Annotated in this window: 17 protein-coding genes; 5 read left to right on the top strand and 12 right to left on the bottom strand. The window is 66.1% G+C overall.

Annotation, left to right across the window (positions count from 1 at the left end; translation table 11 throughout):
• Positions 1–271: 271 nt before the first annotated feature.
• Entirely contained in the window at positions 272–1618 is a 1347-nt protein-coding gene (locus tag ACOQFS_RS05505) for an amidohydrolase (protein WP_421561904.1), read from the bottom strand.
• A 122-nt stretch (positions 1619–1740) separates the two neighbouring features.
• On the opposite strand from ACOQFS_RS05505, the gene ACOQFS_RS05500 reads away from it, so the two are divergent.
• The gene (locus ACOQFS_RS05500; RefSeq protein WP_421561903.1) at positions 1741–2859 is read left to right on the top strand and encodes a GlxA family transcriptional regulator; all 1119 of its coding nucleotides are present in this window, start codon (positions 1741–1743) and stop codon (positions 2857–2859) included.
• Positions 2860–2986: 127 nt separating this feature from the next.
• Here the strand turns inward: ACOQFS_RS05500 and htpX are convergent, their stop codons facing one another.
• The 9 genes from htpX to ACOQFS_RS05455 form a co-directional block, all read right to left on the bottom strand.
• A complete protein-coding gene (gene htpX / locus ACOQFS_RS05495; RefSeq protein WP_421561902.1) occupies positions 2987–3868 on the bottom strand; it encodes a protease HtpX in 882 nt (293 codons plus the stop codon).
• 187 nt (positions 3869–4055) lie between these two features.
• Positions 4056–4838, bottom strand: a complete 783-nt coding sequence (locus ACOQFS_RS05490) for a DUF3025 domain-containing protein (protein WP_421561901.1) — start codon at positions 4836–4838, stop codon at positions 4056–4058.
• Positions 4823–5875: a dihydroorotase gene (gene pyrC, locus ACOQFS_RS05485; RefSeq protein WP_421561900.1), complete on the bottom strand. Its 1053-nt coding sequence runs from the start codon at positions 5873–5875 to the stop codon at positions 4823–4825. Before pyrC ends, ACOQFS_RS05490 begins: the two co-directional genes overlap by 16 nt.
• Before the next feature lie 221 nt (positions 5876–6096).
• Positions 6097–6834: an amino acid ABC transporter ATP-binding protein gene (locus tag ACOQFS_RS05480; protein WP_421561899.1), complete on the bottom strand. Its 738-nt coding sequence runs from the start codon at positions 6832–6834 to the stop codon at positions 6097–6099.
• 21 nt (positions 6835–6855) lie between these two features.
• Entirely contained in the window at positions 6856–7521 is a 666-nt protein-coding gene (locus tag ACOQFS_RS05475) for an amino acid ABC transporter permease (protein WP_421561898.1), read from the bottom strand.
• Positions 7522–7614: 93 nt separating this feature from the next.
• On the bottom strand, positions 7615–8370 hold the full coding sequence (locus ACOQFS_RS05470) for an amino acid ABC transporter permease (protein WP_421561897.1): 756 nt from the start codon (positions 8368–8370) through the stop codon (positions 7615–7617).
• Positions 8371–8478: 108 nt separating this feature from the next.
• A complete protein-coding gene (locus ACOQFS_RS05465) occupies positions 8479–9378 on the bottom strand; it encodes an amino acid ABC transporter substrate-binding protein (protein ID WP_421561896.1) in 900 nt (299 codons plus the stop codon).
• A gap of 125 nt (positions 9379–9503) precedes the next feature.
• Positions 9504–10397 carry an amino acid ABC transporter substrate-binding protein gene (locus tag ACOQFS_RS05460; RefSeq protein ID WP_421561895.1) on the bottom strand — a complete coding sequence of 298 codons (894 nt, stop codon included), beginning with the start codon at positions 10395–10397 and terminating at the stop codon, positions 9504–9506.
• 178 nt (positions 10398–10575) lie between these two features.
• A complete protein-coding gene (locus tag ACOQFS_RS05455; RefSeq protein ID WP_421561894.1) occupies positions 10576–11508 on the bottom strand; it encodes a LysR family transcriptional regulator in 933 nt (310 codons plus the stop codon).
• A gap of 320 nt (positions 11509–11828) precedes the next feature.
• Here ACOQFS_RS05455 and ACOQFS_RS05450 point away from each other — a divergent pair, with 320 nt between their 5' ends.
• The 3 genes from ACOQFS_RS05450 to ACOQFS_RS05440 all read left to right on the top strand — a co-directional run bounded on the left by ACOQFS_RS05450 (position 11829) and on the right by ACOQFS_RS05440 (position 14796).
• Positions 11829–12386 carry a TRAP transporter small permease gene (locus tag ACOQFS_RS05450; RefSeq protein ID WP_421561893.1) on the top strand — a complete coding sequence of 186 codons (558 nt, stop codon included), beginning with the start codon at positions 11829–11831 and terminating at the stop codon, positions 12384–12386.
• Entirely contained in the window at positions 12383–13681 is a 1299-nt protein-coding gene (locus ACOQFS_RS05445) for a TRAP transporter large permease (protein WP_421561892.1), read from the top strand. Before ACOQFS_RS05450 ends, ACOQFS_RS05445 begins: the two co-directional genes overlap by 4 nt.
• Positions 13682–13758: 77 nt before the next feature.
• The gene (locus tag ACOQFS_RS05440; RefSeq protein WP_421561891.1) at positions 13759–14796 is read left to right on the top strand and encodes a DctP family TRAP transporter solute-binding subunit; all 1038 of its coding nucleotides are present in this window, start codon (positions 13759–13761) and stop codon (positions 14794–14796) included.
• Between the two features lie 81 nt (positions 14797–14877).
• Here ACOQFS_RS05440 and ACOQFS_RS05435 read toward each other — a convergent pair whose 3' ends face one another.
• Positions 14878–15033, bottom strand: a complete 156-nt coding sequence (locus tag ACOQFS_RS05435) for a hypothetical protein (RefSeq protein WP_421561890.1) — start codon at positions 15031–15033, stop codon at positions 14878–14880.
• A gap of 57 nt (positions 15034–15090) precedes the next feature.
• On the opposite strand from ACOQFS_RS05435, the gene ACOQFS_RS05430 reads away from it, so the two are divergent.
• The gene (locus ACOQFS_RS05430) at positions 15091–15690 is read left to right on the top strand and encodes an IPTL-CTERM sorting domain-containing protein (RefSeq protein ID WP_421561889.1); all 600 of its coding nucleotides are present in this window, start codon (positions 15091–15093) and stop codon (positions 15688–15690) included.
• Positions 15691–15758: 68 nt separating this feature from the next.
• Here ACOQFS_RS05430 and ACOQFS_RS05425 read toward each other — a convergent pair whose 3' ends face one another.
• The gene (locus ACOQFS_RS05425) at positions 15759–16088 is read right to left on the bottom strand and encodes a nucleotide pyrophosphohydrolase (protein WP_421561888.1); all 330 of its coding nucleotides are present in this window, start codon (positions 16086–16088) and stop codon (positions 15759–15761) included.
• Between the last annotated feature and the right edge of the window lie 122 nt (positions 16089–16210).

Here is a 16210-nt window from a genome sequence, read left to right as displayed (position 1 = left end):
CGCCTTCTCTTTGGTGACTTTCTCTTGGCGAAGCAAGAGAAAGTTACCGCGCCGCCGGGCGCGCACCCCGGCTCCCGCCCGCGAACCAGGCATGCGGGATGGCCTGGAGAACGAGCGTATGCGCCCAGGCTTCGACAGGCTCAGCCCGAACGGATGGGGGGAGGCGCCCCGGTTTCGACAAGCTCGACCCGAACGGATAGGTTGGCGCTCTGGCTTCGACAGGCTCAGCCCGAACGGGTGGGGAAGGTGCCAGCGCCGCGTCACGCCTTTGCTACTTGCGCTGCAAAAAGTCCACCGCCAGCGCCGCCAGCGTGCGCGCACCCACCGGCAACTGATCCTCGTCGATGTCAAACAGCGGCGAATGGTTGGACGGCGCGGTCTTGAAGTCCTTGCCCTTGGGCGGGGCGCCCAGAAAGTAGAAAAATCCGGGTGCGACCTTCTGGAACTCCGAGAAGTCTTCCGACCCGCTGACCTTCGGAATGATCATGGCCTTGCCGCCCGAGGCCAGCTTCAGCGCGGGCAGCGACGCCGCCGTCAGCTCGGCCGGGTTGGTGGTGACCGGGTAGGCCACCGGGCCGAAGCGCACCCGGGCCTTGGCGCCGCTCGATGCCGCAATCGACTCGGCCGTGGTGGTGATGCGCTTCAGGGCCTCCTGGCGCATGCCCTCGTCGAAGGTGCGCAGCGTGCCCATCATCTCGACACTGTCGGGGATGACGTTGTAGCGCGTGCCGCCCTGAATCTGGCCGATGGTGATGACCGCGGGCTCGTTGCTGATGTTGAGCTGGCGGCTCACCACGGTCTGCAACCCCAGCACCACCTGGCTGGCAGCCACGATGGGGTCCACCGCGTTCCAGGGCGACGACCCGTGGCCGCCGCGCCCTTCCACCTCGATGCGGATGTTGTCCGAGCCGGCCATCAGCGGACCGCTGCGGTAGCCCACAACACCCGCCGGCAGGTTGGCCGTGATGTGCAGGCCGTAGATGGCCTGCACGTCTTTCAGCGCACCCTCTTCCACCATGGCCTTGGCGCCAAAGCTGGGGACCTTGCCGTTGGCATCGGGCTCCACCGGCGCGCCCTCTTCGGCCGGCTGGAAGATGAACTTGACGGTGCCGGGCAGCTGCGCCTTCATACCCGCCAGCGCCTCGGCCGCGCCCATCAGCATGGCCACGTGGGCATCGTGCCCGCAGGCGTGCATCACCGGCACTTCCTTGCCCAGGTAGGTGGCCTTGGCCTTCGACGCAAACGGCAGGCCGGTGTTTTCGGGCACGGGCAGCGCATCCATGTCGGCGCGCAGGGCCACCACCTTGCCGGGCAGGCCGCCCTTGAGCGTGCCGACCACGCCGGTGCCGCCCACGTGGGTCTGCACCTCCATGCCCAACTTCTTCAGGTGGTCGGCCACCAGCTTAGCGGTGCGCACTTCCTGGCCCGACAGTTCGGGGTGGGCATGGATGTCGCGGCGCCAGCTCACCATCTTGGGCGCCACGGCCGTCACGGCGGCGTCGATGGTCTGCAGGCCGGCGGCGTCCAGGGCCTGGGCGTGGGTCGCTGTGGCAAAGGCGGTCACACCGCTGGCGACGAGGCCCGCCACCAGCGCGGTGGCCGAAAAGGGTTTGTGCATGTGCTGATCCGTTGGAGTGGGAGGTGAGGAAGAAGAAGAAAAGCCCGAAGCCACGGCCATGCTAAAAGCCGACGATCGGTTGATGACAAGCGAAAATGGCCATCCATCGAGCCAATATCGCCATGCCCGCTGCCCCAGTCTCCTCCGCGACGGCCCCGGTCTTCACCGTGGACATTCCGCTGCTGCCCGAGTCAGCGGCCGGCCACGCGCTGCAGTTCATCGACCTGCTGCGCGGCGCCAACCTGCTGGCCGGCCTGCGCCTGGGCGCGCACGCGCCCCGCCTGGCCTGGCGACTGCTGGACGCGCGGGGCGTGCCGCTGCCCGCCCTGCCCGGGCCCCTGGGGGCCTACGCCGGCGGCACCCCGCCAACCGGGGCATCTTCGTCGGCACCGGCCGCAGCCCGGCACACGCCGGACGCACACGGCAGCGATGCTCGGGCCTGCGCCCTGTTCCTGCCGCCGCTGCATGCGGCCGACATTCCGGCCATCCGCGCGGTGGCCCAGCGGCACCGCGCGCTGTCGCGCCAGGTGGGCCAGGTGCTGGACAGCGGGCGGCCGGTGTTCACGCTCGGCAACGCCGCCTGGCTGGCCGCGCACAGCGGCCGCCTCGCGGGGCGCCGTGTGGCCCTGCCGTGGTTCTATGTGGCGGGGTTCGAGCGCGATTTTCCCGACACGGGCTTCACCCCCGGGCAGGCCATTTCGGAAGACGGCCTGTGGATCAGCGCCGCCCTGCCCGCGCAGGTGAGTGAACTGGCCGTGGCTTTGGTGCGCCGCACCCTCGGCCCCGCGCTGGCCGAGGCCTGTGCCAGCGTGCTGGTGGCCGACCCCGAACGCACCCGCGCGGCGCAGCAGGCCAATGCACAGCACCACATCCCGGCCACCCGCGACAGCACCCTGGCCCGCGCCATCGCCTGGATGGAGGCGCACCTGGACCAGCCCTATTCGCTGCAAACGCTGGCCGAGGCCGCAGCGGTGAGCCCGCGCACCCTGCTGCGCCACTTTCAGCAGGAGCTGTCGCAGTCGCCGCTCGATCACCTGCACAGCCTGCGCTGCGCACGCGCCAAGGTGCTGCTGGAGGTGACGCTGGAGAGCGTGCCCAGCATTGCCGTGGCGTGTGGCTATGCCGACCCGGCCGCGTTCCGCCGCATCTTTGTGCGCCACACGGGCATGGCCCCGGCCGAATACCGCAAGCGCCATACACTGCGTGCGCCGCGCAAACGCTGGCGGGTGGATGTGCGGTAGTGCGGTCGCGGCGACCCCGAAAAGGCGACTTCAAAAATAAAAAACCGCCGCAGGCACAGGCCCGCGGCGGTGGTTGGGGGCGGGTCACAGGGCCGTGGCCGAGGCCCTGTCTCCAGCGCCAGGAGCATCAACCTTGTTGCTGCGCGTTCTGCAGCGCGGCGATACGCTCTTCGATGGGTGGGTGCGTGCTGAACAGCTTGCCGATGCCACCGGCAATGCCCATGGCGGCCATGCTCTTGGGCAGCTCTTCGGGGTGCATGCCGCCCAGGCGGGCCAGGGCGTTGACCATGGGCTGGCGGCGGCCCATCAGCTGCGCGGCACCGGCGTCGGCGCGGAACTCGCGCTGGCGGCTGAACCAGGCCACGATGATGGCGGCCAGGAAGCCCAGCACGATGTCGAGCACGATGGTGGTCACGTAGTAGCCGATGCCGGGGCCCGAGCTGCTCTCGTCGTTCTTGCGCAGAAAGCTGTCCACCGCATAGCCGATCACCCGCGACAGGAACACGACGAAGGTGTTCATCACACCCTGGATCAGCGTCATGGTCACCATGTCGCCATTGGCGATGTGGGCCACCTCGTGGCCGATCACGGCCTCGACCTCTTCGCGGGTCATGCCCTGCAGCAGGCCGGTGGACACCGCTACCAGTGCGTTGTTCTTGAACGCGCCCGTGGCGAAGGCGTTGGGATCGCCCGGGAAGATGCCCACTTCAGGCATGCCGATGCCGGCCTTGTCGGCGAACTTGCGCACGGTGTCCACGATCCAGCGCTCGTCGGGCGAGCCGGTGCCGTCGATGATCTGGACCTTGGCGCTCCACTTGGCCATGGGCTTGCTGATGAGCAACGAAATGATGGCGCCGCCAAAGCCCATGATGAGCGAGAAGCCCAGCAGCGCCGTGAGGTTCAGGCCATTGGCCGTGAGGTAGCGGTTCACGCCCAGCAGGCTGGCCACCACCCCCAGCACCAGCACCACCGCCAGGTTGGTCATTACAAAAAGCAGGATCCGTTTCATGGGTTCTCCGTGGGACTGAACGAATGGATTGTTGTGAAATGAAAGGCCAGCATCGTCGGCCGGGCCACTGCCGCTGCAGATGGGGGCCCCGCGCGGCGCTTCAAGCCGCTCAGCGGGCCGCGATGCCATCGCGCAATGGTAGGTGCAAAACCGGCGGCGGGCCTTATCACACAGGGCTTGGCGGGAATTAGCCCACCCCCGCGCCCCGCCCCGCTGGCGGCGGGCGGAAGACCTGCGGATCGGCATAGAAACCCGGCGCCGCGTTGGCGGGCCACCAGCCCGGCACCCCGAGCACCGGCAGCGGCGTGAACGGCTTGGCCGCCCAGCGCCCCGCATCGATGCCAGACGCCAGCCAGGCATCCAGGTTCGCTATTGAATCAGTAGCTACCAGCGCTTGATAGAAATGCGCCACCATGGGTTTTCGGGGTAAAACCAGCTTTTCCATCAACGCGTGGCCGAACAGCACGAGCCGCGCCTCACCCCACAGGGGGCGCAGATCGATGAACAGGCGCTGCCAGTGGCGCGCGCGCAGCGCATCCCACAGCGGCGCGGGCGCCCACAGCAGTGCCCCGTTTTCGTCAAACACCGTGAGCGCATCGCGCAGCGGCCCGCGCACGGCTTGCACGCCGTCGGCGGCGATGGCGCCCGCCTGCAACGCGTTCAGGCGGCGCTTGGTGTGCGGAAAGTGCAGCCACACGAGGCCGTTGAAAAAGTCGTGCAGGTTGTCGCGTGTGGGCACGCGGCGGGTGTCGCGGATGTACTGCTCGTAGGCGGTGCCGGCGGGCAGCTCGGACTGGTGCGCAAAGGCCATGGGCGCGCCATGTGGCGCCGCCGCCTGCAGCGCCTGGTGCACGCTGCACCCGCGGGCCACGGACTGCGCCACGGGCTGGCCCTGGCGGCGCCAGGGTTGCAGCCAGGGTGCATCCCAGTCGATGGGGCCGAGCGATGATGCCGTTACGCCATCCGCCACGGCAGCGCTTCACCCGCGCGCAGGGGCTTGAGGTTGGCTTCGCCAAACGCGAAGCTGTCGGGCGGAATCCAGCTTTCGCGGCGCAGCGTGATGGTGCCGGTGTTGCGCGGCAGGCTGTAGAAGTCGGGGCCGTGGAAGCTGGCGAAGCCTTCAAGCTTGTCGAGCGCGCCCACGCTGTCGAATGCCTCGGCGTACATCTCCATCGCCGCGTGGGCGGTGTAGCAGCCGGCGCAGCCGCTGGCGTGTTCCTTGAGGTGCGCGGGGTGCGGGGCGCTGTCGGTGCCCAGGAAGAACTTGGGGCTGCCGCTGGTGGCAGCCTGCACCAGGGCCACGCGGTGCGTCTCGCGCTTGAGCACCGGCAGGCAGTAGTAGTGCGGGCGCACGCCGCTCACAAAGATGGCGTTGCGGTTGTACAGCAGATGGTGCGCGGTGAGGGTGGCGGCCGTAAAGCGGTCGGCCTGCATCACGTAGTCGGCCGCATCCTTGGTGGTGATGTGCTCGAAGACGATTTTCAGCTCGGGAAAGTCGCGGCGCAGCGGGATGAGCTGCTGCTCGATGAACACGGCCTCGCGGTCGAAAAGGTCGATGTCGCTGCTGGTGACCTCGCCGTGCACCAAAAGCAGCATGCCGGCCTTCTGCATGGCTTCGAGGGTCTTGTAGGTCTTGCGGATGTCGGTCACACCGGCATCGCTGTTGGTGGTGGCGCCTGCGGGGTAGAGCTTGCAGGCCACCACGCCCGCCGCCCGGGCGCGCACGATTTCCTCGGGCGGCAGGTTGTCGGTCAGGTACAGCGTCATCAGCGGCTCGAACTGCAGCCCGGCGGGCACCGCAGCCAGGATGCGCTCCTTGTACGCCAGGGCCTGCTCGGCCGTGGTCACGGGCGGGCGCAGGTTGGGCATGATGATCGCGCGGCCGAACTGCGCGGCCGTGTGCGGCACCACCGTGTGCAGGGGTTCCCCGTCGCGCACGTGCAGGTGCCAGTCGTCGGGGCGGGTGAGGGTGAGGGTGTCGATGGGAGTGGAGGAAGCGGCGGTCATGGCTGCATTGTCCCATTGGCAAGACTGCTACTTATTTGATAGCTATCAGCGCTTATACAGAAAGCGCTGACGGCCAAAATTACCAAATTTTCTTACCCGCAGTGGCGGTGCATGCTGTGCTGCACGCTGTCCGCCAATAAAAAAACAGCGCTGGCCCGGCGCCCACAAGGGGGGCGACGCGGCCAGCGCTGTTTGATGCCTGCTTCAGCGCTGCTGCGGTTTCAGTGCGCAAGGATCTTGTCGAGGAAGTCCTTGGTGCGAGGCTGGCGGTTTTCGGGGTGGTTGAAGAACTCGTCCTTGGAGCAGTCTTCCAGGATCTTGCCGCCCACGTCCATGAAGATCACGCGGTGGCTCACCTTGCGGGCAAAGCCCATTTCGTGGGTCACGCACATCATGGTCATGCCTTCGTTGGCCAGGCCCACCATCACTTCCAGCACTTCGCCCACCATTTCGGGGTCGAGGGCGGACGTGGGTTCGTCGAACAGCATCACGATGGGGTCCATCGACAGCGCGCGCGCAATGGCCACCCGCTGCTGCTGGCCGCCGGAGAGCTGGCCGGGGAACTTGTCCTTGTGCGCGGTCAGGCCCACGCGCTCCAGCATCTTCAGGCCGCGCTTCTTGGCGTCGTCGGCACTGCGGCCCAGCACCTTGATCTGCGCGATGGTCAGGTTGTCCGTCACCGACAGGTGCGGGAACAGCTCGAAGTGCTGAAACACCATGCCCACGCGGCTGCGCAGCTTGGGCAGGTCGGTGCTGGGGTCGTGCAGCTTCACGCCGTCCACCGTGATCTCGCCCTTCTGGAAGGGCTCGAGCGCGTTGATGGTCTTGATGAGCGTGGACTTGCCGGAGCCCGAGGGGCCGCACACCACCACGACTTCACCCTTGTTGATGACGGCCGAGCACTCGTTGAGCACCTGCACGGGGCCATACCACTTGGATACGTTCTTGAGTTCGATCATTTTTTCTCCAGTGCCACCGCGTCAGCGGATGATGGCAATTTTTTGATGCAGGCGCTTCACCATCCACGACAGCGCATAGCAGATCAGGAAATAGAGGACGGCGGCCGCCAGATAGGCTTCGATGGGACGGCCGTAGTTCTTGCCCGCCACTTCAAAGCCCTTGAGCATGTCGTAGGCGCCAATGGCATAGACCAGCGACGTGTCCTGGAACAGGATGATGGTCTGCGTGAGCAGCACCGGCAGCATGTTGCGGAACGCCTGCGGCAGCACGACGAGCTTCATGTTCTGGCTGTAGGTCATGCCCAGCGCCTGGCCCGCATAGACCTGTCCGCGCGGGATGGACTGGATGCCGGCACGCATGATCTCGCTGAAGTACGCGGCCTCGAACGCGATGAAGGTGATGACGGCCGACAGCTCCGCGCCGATGGGGCGGCCGATGATGGCCGGCACCAGCAGGAAGAACCACAGGATCACCATCACCAGCGGAATGCTGCGCATGCCGTTGACATAGATGGTGGCGGGCACGTCCAGCCACTTCTTGCCCGACAGGCGCATCAGCGCCAGCAGGGTGCCGAAGAACACGCCGCCGATGGTGGCGATGACCGTGAGCATGAGGCTGAAGTACAGCCCCTTGAGCACGAAGTTGGAGATCAGGTCCCAGTTGTAGAAGGAGAAGTCGAGATTCATGTCAGGTCTCCCGCCGGGCCGCCCCAAGGCAGACCTGCAGCTCCCTCGGGGGGCAGCGAATACACGGAGTGATGAGCGTGGGGGTAGTTCATGTCAGTGCCCCCCGCCGCCGCTGGCAACGACCATGCCCGGGATGCGCACGCGCTTCTCGACGAAGGCCATGATCCGGTTGATGGCGAACGCAGAGATGACGTACAGCGCCGTCACGGCCAGGTACACCTCGATGCCGCGCGAGGTTTCTTCCTGCGCCTGCATGGCGAACATGGTGAGTTCGGCCACCGACACCGCAAACGCCACGGACGAGTTCTTGAAGATGTTCATCGTCTCGCTGGTCAGCGGCGGGATGATGATGCGGTAGGCCATGGGCAGCAGCACATAGCGATACGTCTGGAAGGTGGTGAAGCCCATGGCCATGCCGGCATAGCGCTGGCCGCGCGGCAGGGCCTGAATGCCCGAGCGCACCTGCTCGGCGATACGCGCCGATGTGAAGAAGCCCAGCGCCAGCACCACCAGCACAAAGCCAGGCACGCCCCTGAGCACGGGGAACAGGCTGGGCAGCACGTGGTACCACAGGAAGATCTGCACCAGCAGAGGAATGTTGCGAAACAGCTCGACCCAGGCGTTGCCCAGCCGAACGATGACGGGCCGGTCCTGCAAGGTGCGCAGCGTGCCGATCAAAGAACCCAGCACCAGCGCCAGCAGCAGTGCCAGCAAGGAAACGGACACCGTCCATCCCCAGGCCGACAGCATCCAGTCCAGGTACGTGATGTCGCCGCCCTTGCCGAAACAGCTTGGCACGACTTCCCGGTCCAATGTGTCCTGGCAGAACACCTGCCAATCCCAGCTCATAGGAGCACCCCTTTAATTTCTTGGTATGGCGTTGGGCCGCGCCGCAGCAGACCCAACAAAAAAGCCCCTTCAAACCCGCCGGCCGAAGGGGCGCACGCACTCAGTGGATTACTTCTTTGCGTAGTCTTCCATGGGCTTGTCGTTGGGGGATGCCCAGGCAGCCTTGGTGGCTTCGGACATCGGCAGGCCGATCTTGGTGTTGGTCGGAGGCACGGGCTGCATGAACCACTTGTCATACAGCTTGGCCAGCGAGCCATCGGCGATCTGGCGCTTGATGGAGTCGTCCACGGCCTTCTTGAAGGCGGGGTCGTCCTTGCGCAGCATGCAGGCGATGGGTTCCACGTTCAGGACTTCGCCCACGATCTTGTAGTCGGCGGGGTTCTTGGACTTGGAGATGTTGGCAGCCAGGATGGAGCCGTCCATCACGAAGGCGTCGGCGCGGCCGGTTTCGAGCATCAGGAAGCTGTCGGCGTGGTCCTTGCCGAACACTTCCTTGAAGTCGACGCCGCCGGCACGCTCGTGCTTGCGCAGCGTCTGCACCGAGGTGGTGCCGGTGGTGGTGGCCACGGTCTTGCCGTTCAGGTCCTTGATGGAAGCGATGCCGGAGTTGGCCTTGGCAGCAATGCGCACTTCTTCCACATAGGTGGTCACGGCAAAGGCCACGTCCTTCTGGCGGGTGGCGTTGTTGGTGGTGGAGCCGCACTCCAGGTCCACCGTGCCGTTGGTCACGAGGGGGATGCGGTTTTGCGAAGTGACGGGCTGGTACTTCACGTCCAGCTTGGCCAGGCCCAGCTGCTTCTGGATGTCGGCCAGCACGATTTCGCCCATCTCGGTGTGGAAACCGACGAACTTGCCGTTGCCCAGCGTGTAGGAAAGACCGGAAGACTCACGCACCCCCAGCGTCACGCTGCCCGAGGCCTTGATCTTGGCCAGGGTGTCGTTGGCCTGGGCGAATGCGCTACCGGCAGCCAGGGCGGTCACGGCAACCGCAAGCAATTGCTTCTTCATAGGTATCTCCTTGTGTGAAAAACGAAAGAAAGAGAGAGGGAGGTCATTCTAGAGATCCGCCCGCGCCAGCGGGGCCGGCCGAGCGAACACTCCAAAACCAGGGGACCACGAACCAGGATTGTTAGTCAGAAAGGGACCTGGTCGGTAGGGTATTTCCAGAAGTCGCGCAACAAGTAGCTGACCGGCAGGTTCAGCACCGTGCTGTTCGGGGGGATGGGCTTGTTGAACCACTTGTCATAGATGGCGTGGATGTCCCGGCTGGTGATCAGCCGGCGCATCTCCTCGTCGATGAGCTTTTTGAACTCTGGATCGTTCTTGGGCAGCATGATCGCCAGCGGCTCGGTGGTCATGAAGCGCCCCACCACCTTCAGCGCCTTGGGGTCGGGCCGGCCCGCGGCCAGGCCGTAGAGCAGCACGTCGTCCATCACGAAGGCGTCGGCCTCGCCTTTCTCGACCATCTCCACCGCCTTGGCGTGGTCTGGCGCCTCGACGATGGTGATGCCCATCAGGCGTTCGCGGTTGGCCTGGTCGGCCGCCTTCAGCGGCGTGGTGCCCTTGGTGGACACCAGCTTCTTGCCGTTCAGGTCTTCCACCCGGTCGATGGGGCTCGTGGACTTGACCAGCAGGCGTGCGCCGGTGATGAAGTGGGGGATGGTGAAGGCCACCTTCTGGCGGCGCTCGGCGTTGTTGGTGGTGGATCCACACTCCAGATCGGCCTTGCCCTGCTCGATCATGGCGATGCGGTTGGCAGGCGTCACCGCCAGAAACTCGACACCCATGTCCTTCTTGCCGGTCTTCTTCTTCACCACCTCGGCCAGGCGCAGGCACAGGTCCACCGCATAGCCCACGGGCTTGCCCGAAGCGCTGTCGATGTACGAGAACGGCACCGAAGACTCGCGGTGCGCGATGACCAGCTTGCCGCCGGAGTTGATGCGATCGAGCACGCCTTCCGCCGACGCAACGCCCGTGCAGCACAGGGCCAGCAGGCCCCAGGCAAATCCCCAATGCTGAACTTTCATGCGATGCCTCAGTGGTATGAAAGGGAGGGTTTTGCAATGTTCGTGCCACCGCACTGTCTGCGCGCCGCGCACCGCAACCCCCTCCCGGCGATGGCGCGAACTGTACGTGTCGTAACGATGAAACTCCAATGCCGTTTGAGCGCGCAACTATGCAAGCTTTTTATATCAGTATTTACCCTTAGCATGACCCGGCCTGCGACTGCAGGTAGGTCCACAAGGCCTGCGCCGTGCCTTTGGGCGCTTCCTTGCCTGCGGGCTTTTCGCGGTAGGCGCGCACATCCATCGTCATCTGCAGGCCCTGCGCATCCGGCGGGGCGGCGCTGACCAGGCGGCGCGAGCGCAGTTCCTTCTTGACGGCGCTGTGCGGCAAGAACGCCACGCCGTGGCCTTCGAGGGCCATGGCCTTCAGGCCCTCGGCCATGTCCGTTTCGTAGACGCGCTCCAGGTGGATGGGCGTGCCCGCTTCTTTCAGGATGAGCTCCGTGACGCGCCCCAGGTAGGCGCCCGGCGCATACCCCAGATAGGGCAGCGGCTGCCCCGCGCGGCCCGGCAGGCGGTGCAGGGGCTGGCCGTCTGCGTCCGCCTTGCTGTAGGGCGACAGAACTTCCTGGCCCAGGCTCACCATCTCGTACCGGTCGGCATCCAGCTGAAACGGCTGCGAGGGATGGTGGTAGGCAATCAGCAGATCGCAGCCGCCCTCCACCAGCCGCATCACCGCATCGTGCACGTTCAGCGCGATGAGCCGGCTCTTGAACGGGCCGAACTTGTCGGCCAGGCTGGACACCCAGGCCGGGAAGAAGGTGAACGCCAGCGTGTGCGGCACCGCAAACTCGATCATGTCCTTGCCCGCGCTGGTGTGGGCGCGCAGCATGGCGCGGGTGTTCTGCAGCGCCTGCAGCATCTCCAGCGCCTGGTCGTACAACGTCTTGCCCGCAGGGGTGAGGCGCGTGGGGTACGAGCTGCGGTCCACCAGATCGGTGCCGGCCCAGGCTTCGAGCGCCTGGATGCGGCGCGAAAACGCCGGCTGGGTCACATGCCTCAACTGGGCCGAGCGGCTGAAGCTGCGCGTTTCCGCAAGACTGACGAAATCTTCAAGCCACTTGGTTTCCATCGGCGCATTATCCGTGGCCCAGTCCGACCGTGCCGACCGCGCCCGGCGCCACTGGCAGCGCGCATGCGGCGCCACGCCCGCCAAAGACGCACATGCAATGCTGCACCGCACCAATAGTGTGCATGCATAGCAAGACGCCGCATAATGCTCGGCGCCGCCGCCATCCCCGGCGCAGCGCGGTCCCGCCCCGTGGTGCACAACACCGTCTGGCAGAGCGACAGCGCCCACGCACTCTGTACCGTTGCTGCTGCTGCCCCGGCGCCTGCCTGCTCGCCTGCTCGCTTGCTCGCTTGCCGATCACCCGACTGCCCACGATCCTCATGTCCGCTCCCCCTTCCCATGGGCCTGCGCCCAGCACCGCGCCTCCCGCCCAACCCGAAGCCGCCCGCGCGCTGCGCATCGAAGACTGGCTCACCGTGCTGGTGATGGCCGCCCTGGCCCTGATCACGTTTGCCAACGTGCTGGTGCGCTATTTCACCCACTCGTCCTTTGCCTGGACGGAAGAGATTTCGGTGTTTCTCATGATCGTGCTCGCCCTGGTGGGGGGCTCGGCCGCCGTGGCGCGCGACCGGCACATCCGCATCGAATTCTTCAGCGAAAGCGGCTCGCCACAGCGCCGCCGCATGCTGGCGCAGCTGGGCGCGGCCATGGTGGCGCTGCTGTTTGCGCTGGTCACCGTGCTCAGCGCCCGCGTGGTGTGGGACGACATCCGCTTTGGCGAAACCTCGCCGGGCATCGGCGTGCCGCAGTGGTGGTATTCGGTGTGGCTGCCGGTGTTCTCCGCGCTGATCACGCTGCGCGCCGTGGGCCACGGCCTGCGCAGCCGCCGCAAGGACTACCGCAGCCGCGGCGACGCCGATGGAGCCCCCGCGCCATGACCACGGCCCTGCTGTTTGCCGCCTTTGTGGGGCTGATGCTGGCGGGCGTGCCGATTGGCGCCGCGCTGGGCCTGGCGGGCACCGCCGCCATTGCCGTGGCCAACGCCGATTCACAGTGGTTCGGCCTGCTGGCCGTGCCGCAGAACTTTTATGCCGGTCTCGGCAAATACCCGCTGCTGGCCATCCCGATGTTCGTGCTGGTGGGCTCGATCTTCGACCGGTCGGGCGTGGCGCTACGTCTGGTGAACCTGGCCGTGTCCATCGTGGGGCGCGGCCCCGGCATGCTGCCGCTGGTGGCCGTGGCGGTGGCCATGCTGCTGGGCGGCATTTCGGGATCGGGCCCGGCCACGGCAGCGGCCGTGGGCGGCGTGATGATCGTGGCCATGGCGCGCGCGGGCTACCCCGGCCCGTTCTCGGCCGCCGTGGTGGGCGCGGCGGCGTCCATCGACATCCTGATCCCGCCGTCGGTGGCGTTCATCGTGTATTCGGTGCTGGTGCCGGGCGCCTCGGTGCCCGCGCTGTTTGCGGCCGGCATGATCCCCGGCATCCTCGCCGGGCTGGCGCTCATCGTGCCGGCCGTGTGGCTGGCGCGGCGCCACGGCATGGGCGCCGAAGAAGCGCACCTGCCCCGCCCGCCGTTCTGGAAAAGCCTGCGCGAGGCGTCCTGGGGCCTGGCTGCGCCGGTGCTGATCCTGGGCGGCATGCGCGCCGGCTGGTTCACGCCCACCGAAGCGGCCGTGGTGGCCGTGTTCTACGGCCTGTTCGTGGGCATGGTGGTGCACCGCACGATCGGTGTGCGCGACCTGTTCCCCATCCTGCGCGAATCGGGCGAGCTGTCGGCCGTGATCCTGCTGGTGGTGTCGCTGGCGGGCATCTTCGCGTTCTCGCTGTCCACGCTGGGCGTCATCGACCCCATCACGCGCGCCATCGTCGGCTCGGGCCTGGGTGAATATGGCGTGCTGGCGCTCTTGATCCTGCTGCTCATCATCACCGGCATGTTCCTCGACGGCATCTCCATCTTCCTGATCTTCGTGCCGCTGATGATGCCCATCATGCAGCACTACCAGTGGGACCCGGTGTGGTTTGGCGTGCTGCTCACGCTGAACGTGGCGCTGGGCCAGTTCACGCCGCCCATGGCCGTCAACCTGATGGTGTCGAGCCGCATTGCCGGCGTGCGCATCGAGCAGACCTCGCGCTGGGTGGGCTGGCTGCTGGTGGCCATGTGCACGGTCATGCTGGCCGTGGTCGTCTGGCCGCAGATTGCGCTGTGGCTGCCGCAGCGGCTCGGGTACTGAGCGGGGCCCCCGCTCGGTTTTCCTTCGTTTTCTTTTTCCCTTCCCTTTCCAACCACAACATTGACTGGAGACACATCATGAAACTGCGCACCTTCCTCACCTCGGCCGTGGCCGCCGCGGCCGCCCTGGCCTTCACCGCGCCCGCCGCCATCGCACAGACGGCCTACAAGAGCGAATACCGCATGTCGCTGGTGCTGGGCACCGCCTTCCCCTGGGGCAAGGGCGGCGAGCTGTGGGCCAACAAGGTGCGCGAGCGCACCCAGGGCCGCATCAACATCAAGCTGTACCCCGGCGTGTCGCTGATCCAGGGCGACCAGACGCGCGAGTTCAGCGCGCTGCGCCAGGGCGTGATCGACATGGCCGTGGGCTCCACCATCAACTGGTCGCCCCAGGTCAAGCAGCTCAACCTGTTCTCGCTGCCCTTCCTGTTCCCCGACTACGCGGCCGTGGACGCCGTGACCCAGGGCGAGGTGGGCAAGAGCATCTTCGCCACGCTGGACAAGGCCGGCGTGGTGCCGCTGGCCTGGGGCGAAAACGGCTACCGCGAGATCTCCAACTCCAAGAAGGCGATCAAGTCCCCCGAAGACTTGAAGGGCCTGAAGATCCGCGTGGTGGGCTCGCCCCTGTTCCTGGACACCTTCACCGCCCTGGGCGCCAACCCCACGCAGATGAGCTGGGCCGACGCGCAGCCCGCCTTTGCCAGCGGCGCGGTGGACGGACAAGAGAACCCGCTGTCGATCTTCACGGCCGCCAAGCTGCACAACGTGGCGCAAAAGCACATCACGCTGTGGGGCTACGTGAACGACCCGCTGATCTTTGTGGTGAACAAGGAGATCTGGAACAGCTGGACACCCGCTGACCGCGAGATCGTCAAGCAGGCCGCCATCGACGCCGGCAAGGAAGAAATCGCCATCGCACGCAAGGGCGTGATCGAGGCCGACAAGCCCCTGCTCAAGGACATCGGCGCCCTGGGCGTGACGGTGACCCAGCTCAGCCCCGATGAGCGCGCCGCCTTCGTGAAGGCCACGCGCCCCGTGTACGACAAGTGGAAGGGCCAGATCGGCGCCGACCTGGTGAACATGGCCGAAAAGGCGATTGCAGCGCGCAAGCCGTAAGCCATAAGCCCGCATCTTTTCGCCCTGCACCATTCGCGTCTTCTTCGCGGTAGATGCTACACACTTCATAGCAGTCAGCGCTTATTCATCAAGCGCTGGCGGCCATTTTTGCTTCACATCAACGGTGGGCACCGGGTGCTTGACGGCGTTCTTGCGCAGCTTGTTCTCCACCACGGGCACGGCATGGCCCCCCGTTGCATCGGAGCACTGCGCCACGCCCGCCACCATGCGCGCCATTACACTCGCTTACATTTTCAACCGATCCCGGTTCACCCTGTCACTTTGCAACCAGCCATGAAGATCCGTCACCTGCTCGCCCTGCTGTTAATGGTCGCCTCCTCGTGGGCACACGCGGTTTTCACCATCAATTTCACGGAGACCGGTGGCAATGTGGTGATGACTGGCAGTGGATCGATTAACACCACCGGGATGACATTGATCGCCTCACCTGACTCTTGCTCTAACGGCGCGGTTGATCCCACCACCTTCTGCCTGGGTGTCTCTCCAACAGGTCTGGTCATTAACAATGCTGTTTCCCCGGCTCTAACGTCGCTTACGACAGGAGGCACGACCATTGGCAACGCATCCAGTGGCGCCCCAGTCTTCTTATCGGGCAGCACGCTTTATCTCCCCACCGGCTACACGTCAGGCGCAGCCCTGTCGGGTTCAGCAACGTTCAACGGCCGGACCTTTGCCTCCATGGGCCTCACCGCGGGTACCCGCACGCTCAACCTGACCTCGGGCGACTCCATCGTGATCAACATCGGCCCGGTGGCGGCTGCAGCCACCACCACCGCCGCCATCCCCACCCTGGGCGAATACGGCGTGATGGCGCTGGCCTCGCTGATGGCCATGGCCGGCATCGTGGTGATGCGCCGCCGCCGCAAGGACTGAATCGGCGCGGTGGCTGCGCGCCGTCGCCGTGGATCCCCAGGCACCCACCAGTGCCTTTTTTTGCGCCGTCAAATGCCGGGCACCGGGTGCTTGTGCGCGTTCTTGACCAGCTTGCGCTCCACCGCGTCGGCCAGGTCCACGCCTGCGTGGTCGGCGAGTTGCAGCAGGTACAGCAGCACATCGGCCACCTCGTCGGCGATGGGTTCCTTCAAGGCCGCGTCATCCCGCACCGCCAGCGACTGCTCGGGCGTCATCCACTGAAAGATCTCGGCCAGCTCGGCGGCTTCCACCATCAGCGCCATGGCCAGGTTCTTGGGCGTGTGGAAGGGCTGCCACTGGCGCTCGGCCGCAAAGGCGCGCAGCCGGGCCTGCAGGGCATCCAGATCGACAGCGGGCATGAATACTCCTCTTTTGATAGCTGGCAGCGCTTATCCAATAAGCGCCAGGGATGTCCTGCATAACTCCCTGCGGTCGGTGGTAGCGCGGTCTCGGGCGGTCCGCCGCGTTGCTTTTCTTGCCA

Source organism: Paracidovorax sp. MALMAid1276 (assembly GCF_049198005.1).
Lineage (GTDB): Bacteria > Pseudomonadota > Gammaproteobacteria > Burkholderiales > Burkholderiaceae_C > Acidovorax.
This window is presented reverse-complemented; position numbering and strand designations above follow the sequence as displayed.

What these genes read in the sequence shown, in the direction of transcription:
- ACOQFS_RS05505 (WP_421561904.1), bottom strand. Translation starts at nt 1,618, where the DNA reads ATGCACAAACCCTTTTCGGCCACCGCGCTGGTGGCGGGCCTCGTCGCC.
- ACOQFS_RS05500 (WP_421561903.1), top strand. Translation starts at nt 1,741, where the DNA reads ATGCCCGCTGCCCCAGTCTCCTCCGCGACGGCCCCGGTCTTCACCGTG.
- htpX (WP_421561902.1), bottom strand. Translation starts at nt 3,868, where the DNA reads ATGAAACGGATCCTGCTTTTTGTAATGACCAACCTGGCGGTGGTGCTG.
- pyrC (WP_421561900.1), bottom strand. Translation starts at nt 5,875, where the DNA reads ATGACCGCCGCTTCCTCCACTCCCATCGACACCCTCACCCTCACCCGC.
- ACOQFS_RS05480 (WP_421561899.1), bottom strand. Translation starts at nt 6,834, where the DNA reads ATGATCGAACTCAAGAACGTATCCAAGTGGTATGGCCCCGTGCAGGTG.
- ACOQFS_RS05475 (WP_421561898.1), bottom strand. Translation starts at nt 7,521, where the DNA reads ATGAATCTCGACTTCTCCTTCTACAACTGGGACCTGATCTCCAACTTC.
- ACOQFS_RS05470 (WP_421561897.1), bottom strand. Translation starts at nt 8,370, where the DNA reads ATGAGCTGGGATTGGCAGGTGTTCTGCCAGGACACATTGGACCGGGAA.
- ACOQFS_RS05465 (WP_421561896.1), bottom strand. Translation starts at nt 9,378, where the DNA reads ATGAAGAAGCAATTGCTTGCGGTTGCCGTGACCGCCCTGGCTGCCGGT.
- ACOQFS_RS05460 (WP_421561895.1), bottom strand. Translation starts at nt 10,397, where the DNA reads ATGAAAGTTCAGCATTGGGGATTTGCCTGGGGCCTGCTGGCCCTGTGC.
- ACOQFS_RS05455 (WP_421561894.1), bottom strand. Translation starts at nt 11,508, where the DNA reads ATGGAAACCAAGTGGCTTGAAGATTTCGTCAGTCTTGCGGAAACGCGC.
- ACOQFS_RS05450 (WP_421561893.1), top strand. Translation starts at nt 11,829, where the DNA reads ATGTCCGCTCCCCCTTCCCATGGGCCTGCGCCCAGCACCGCGCCTCCC.
- ACOQFS_RS05445 (WP_421561892.1), top strand. Translation starts at nt 12,383, where the DNA reads ATGACCACGGCCCTGCTGTTTGCCGCCTTTGTGGGGCTGATGCTGGCG.
- ACOQFS_RS05440 (WP_421561891.1), top strand. Translation starts at nt 13,759, where the DNA reads ATGAAACTGCGCACCTTCCTCACCTCGGCCGTGGCCGCCGCGGCCGCC.
- ACOQFS_RS05435 (WP_421561890.1), bottom strand. Translation starts at nt 15,033, where the DNA reads ATGGCGCGCATGGTGGCGGGCGTGGCGCAGTGCTCCGATGCAACGGGG.
- ACOQFS_RS05430 (WP_421561889.1), top strand. Translation starts at nt 15,091, where the DNA reads ATGAAGATCCGTCACCTGCTCGCCCTGCTGTTAATGGTCGCCTCCTCG.
- ACOQFS_RS05425 (WP_421561888.1), bottom strand. Translation starts at nt 16,088, where the DNA reads ATGCCCGCTGTCGATCTGGATGCCCTGCAGGCCCGGCTGCGCGCCTTT.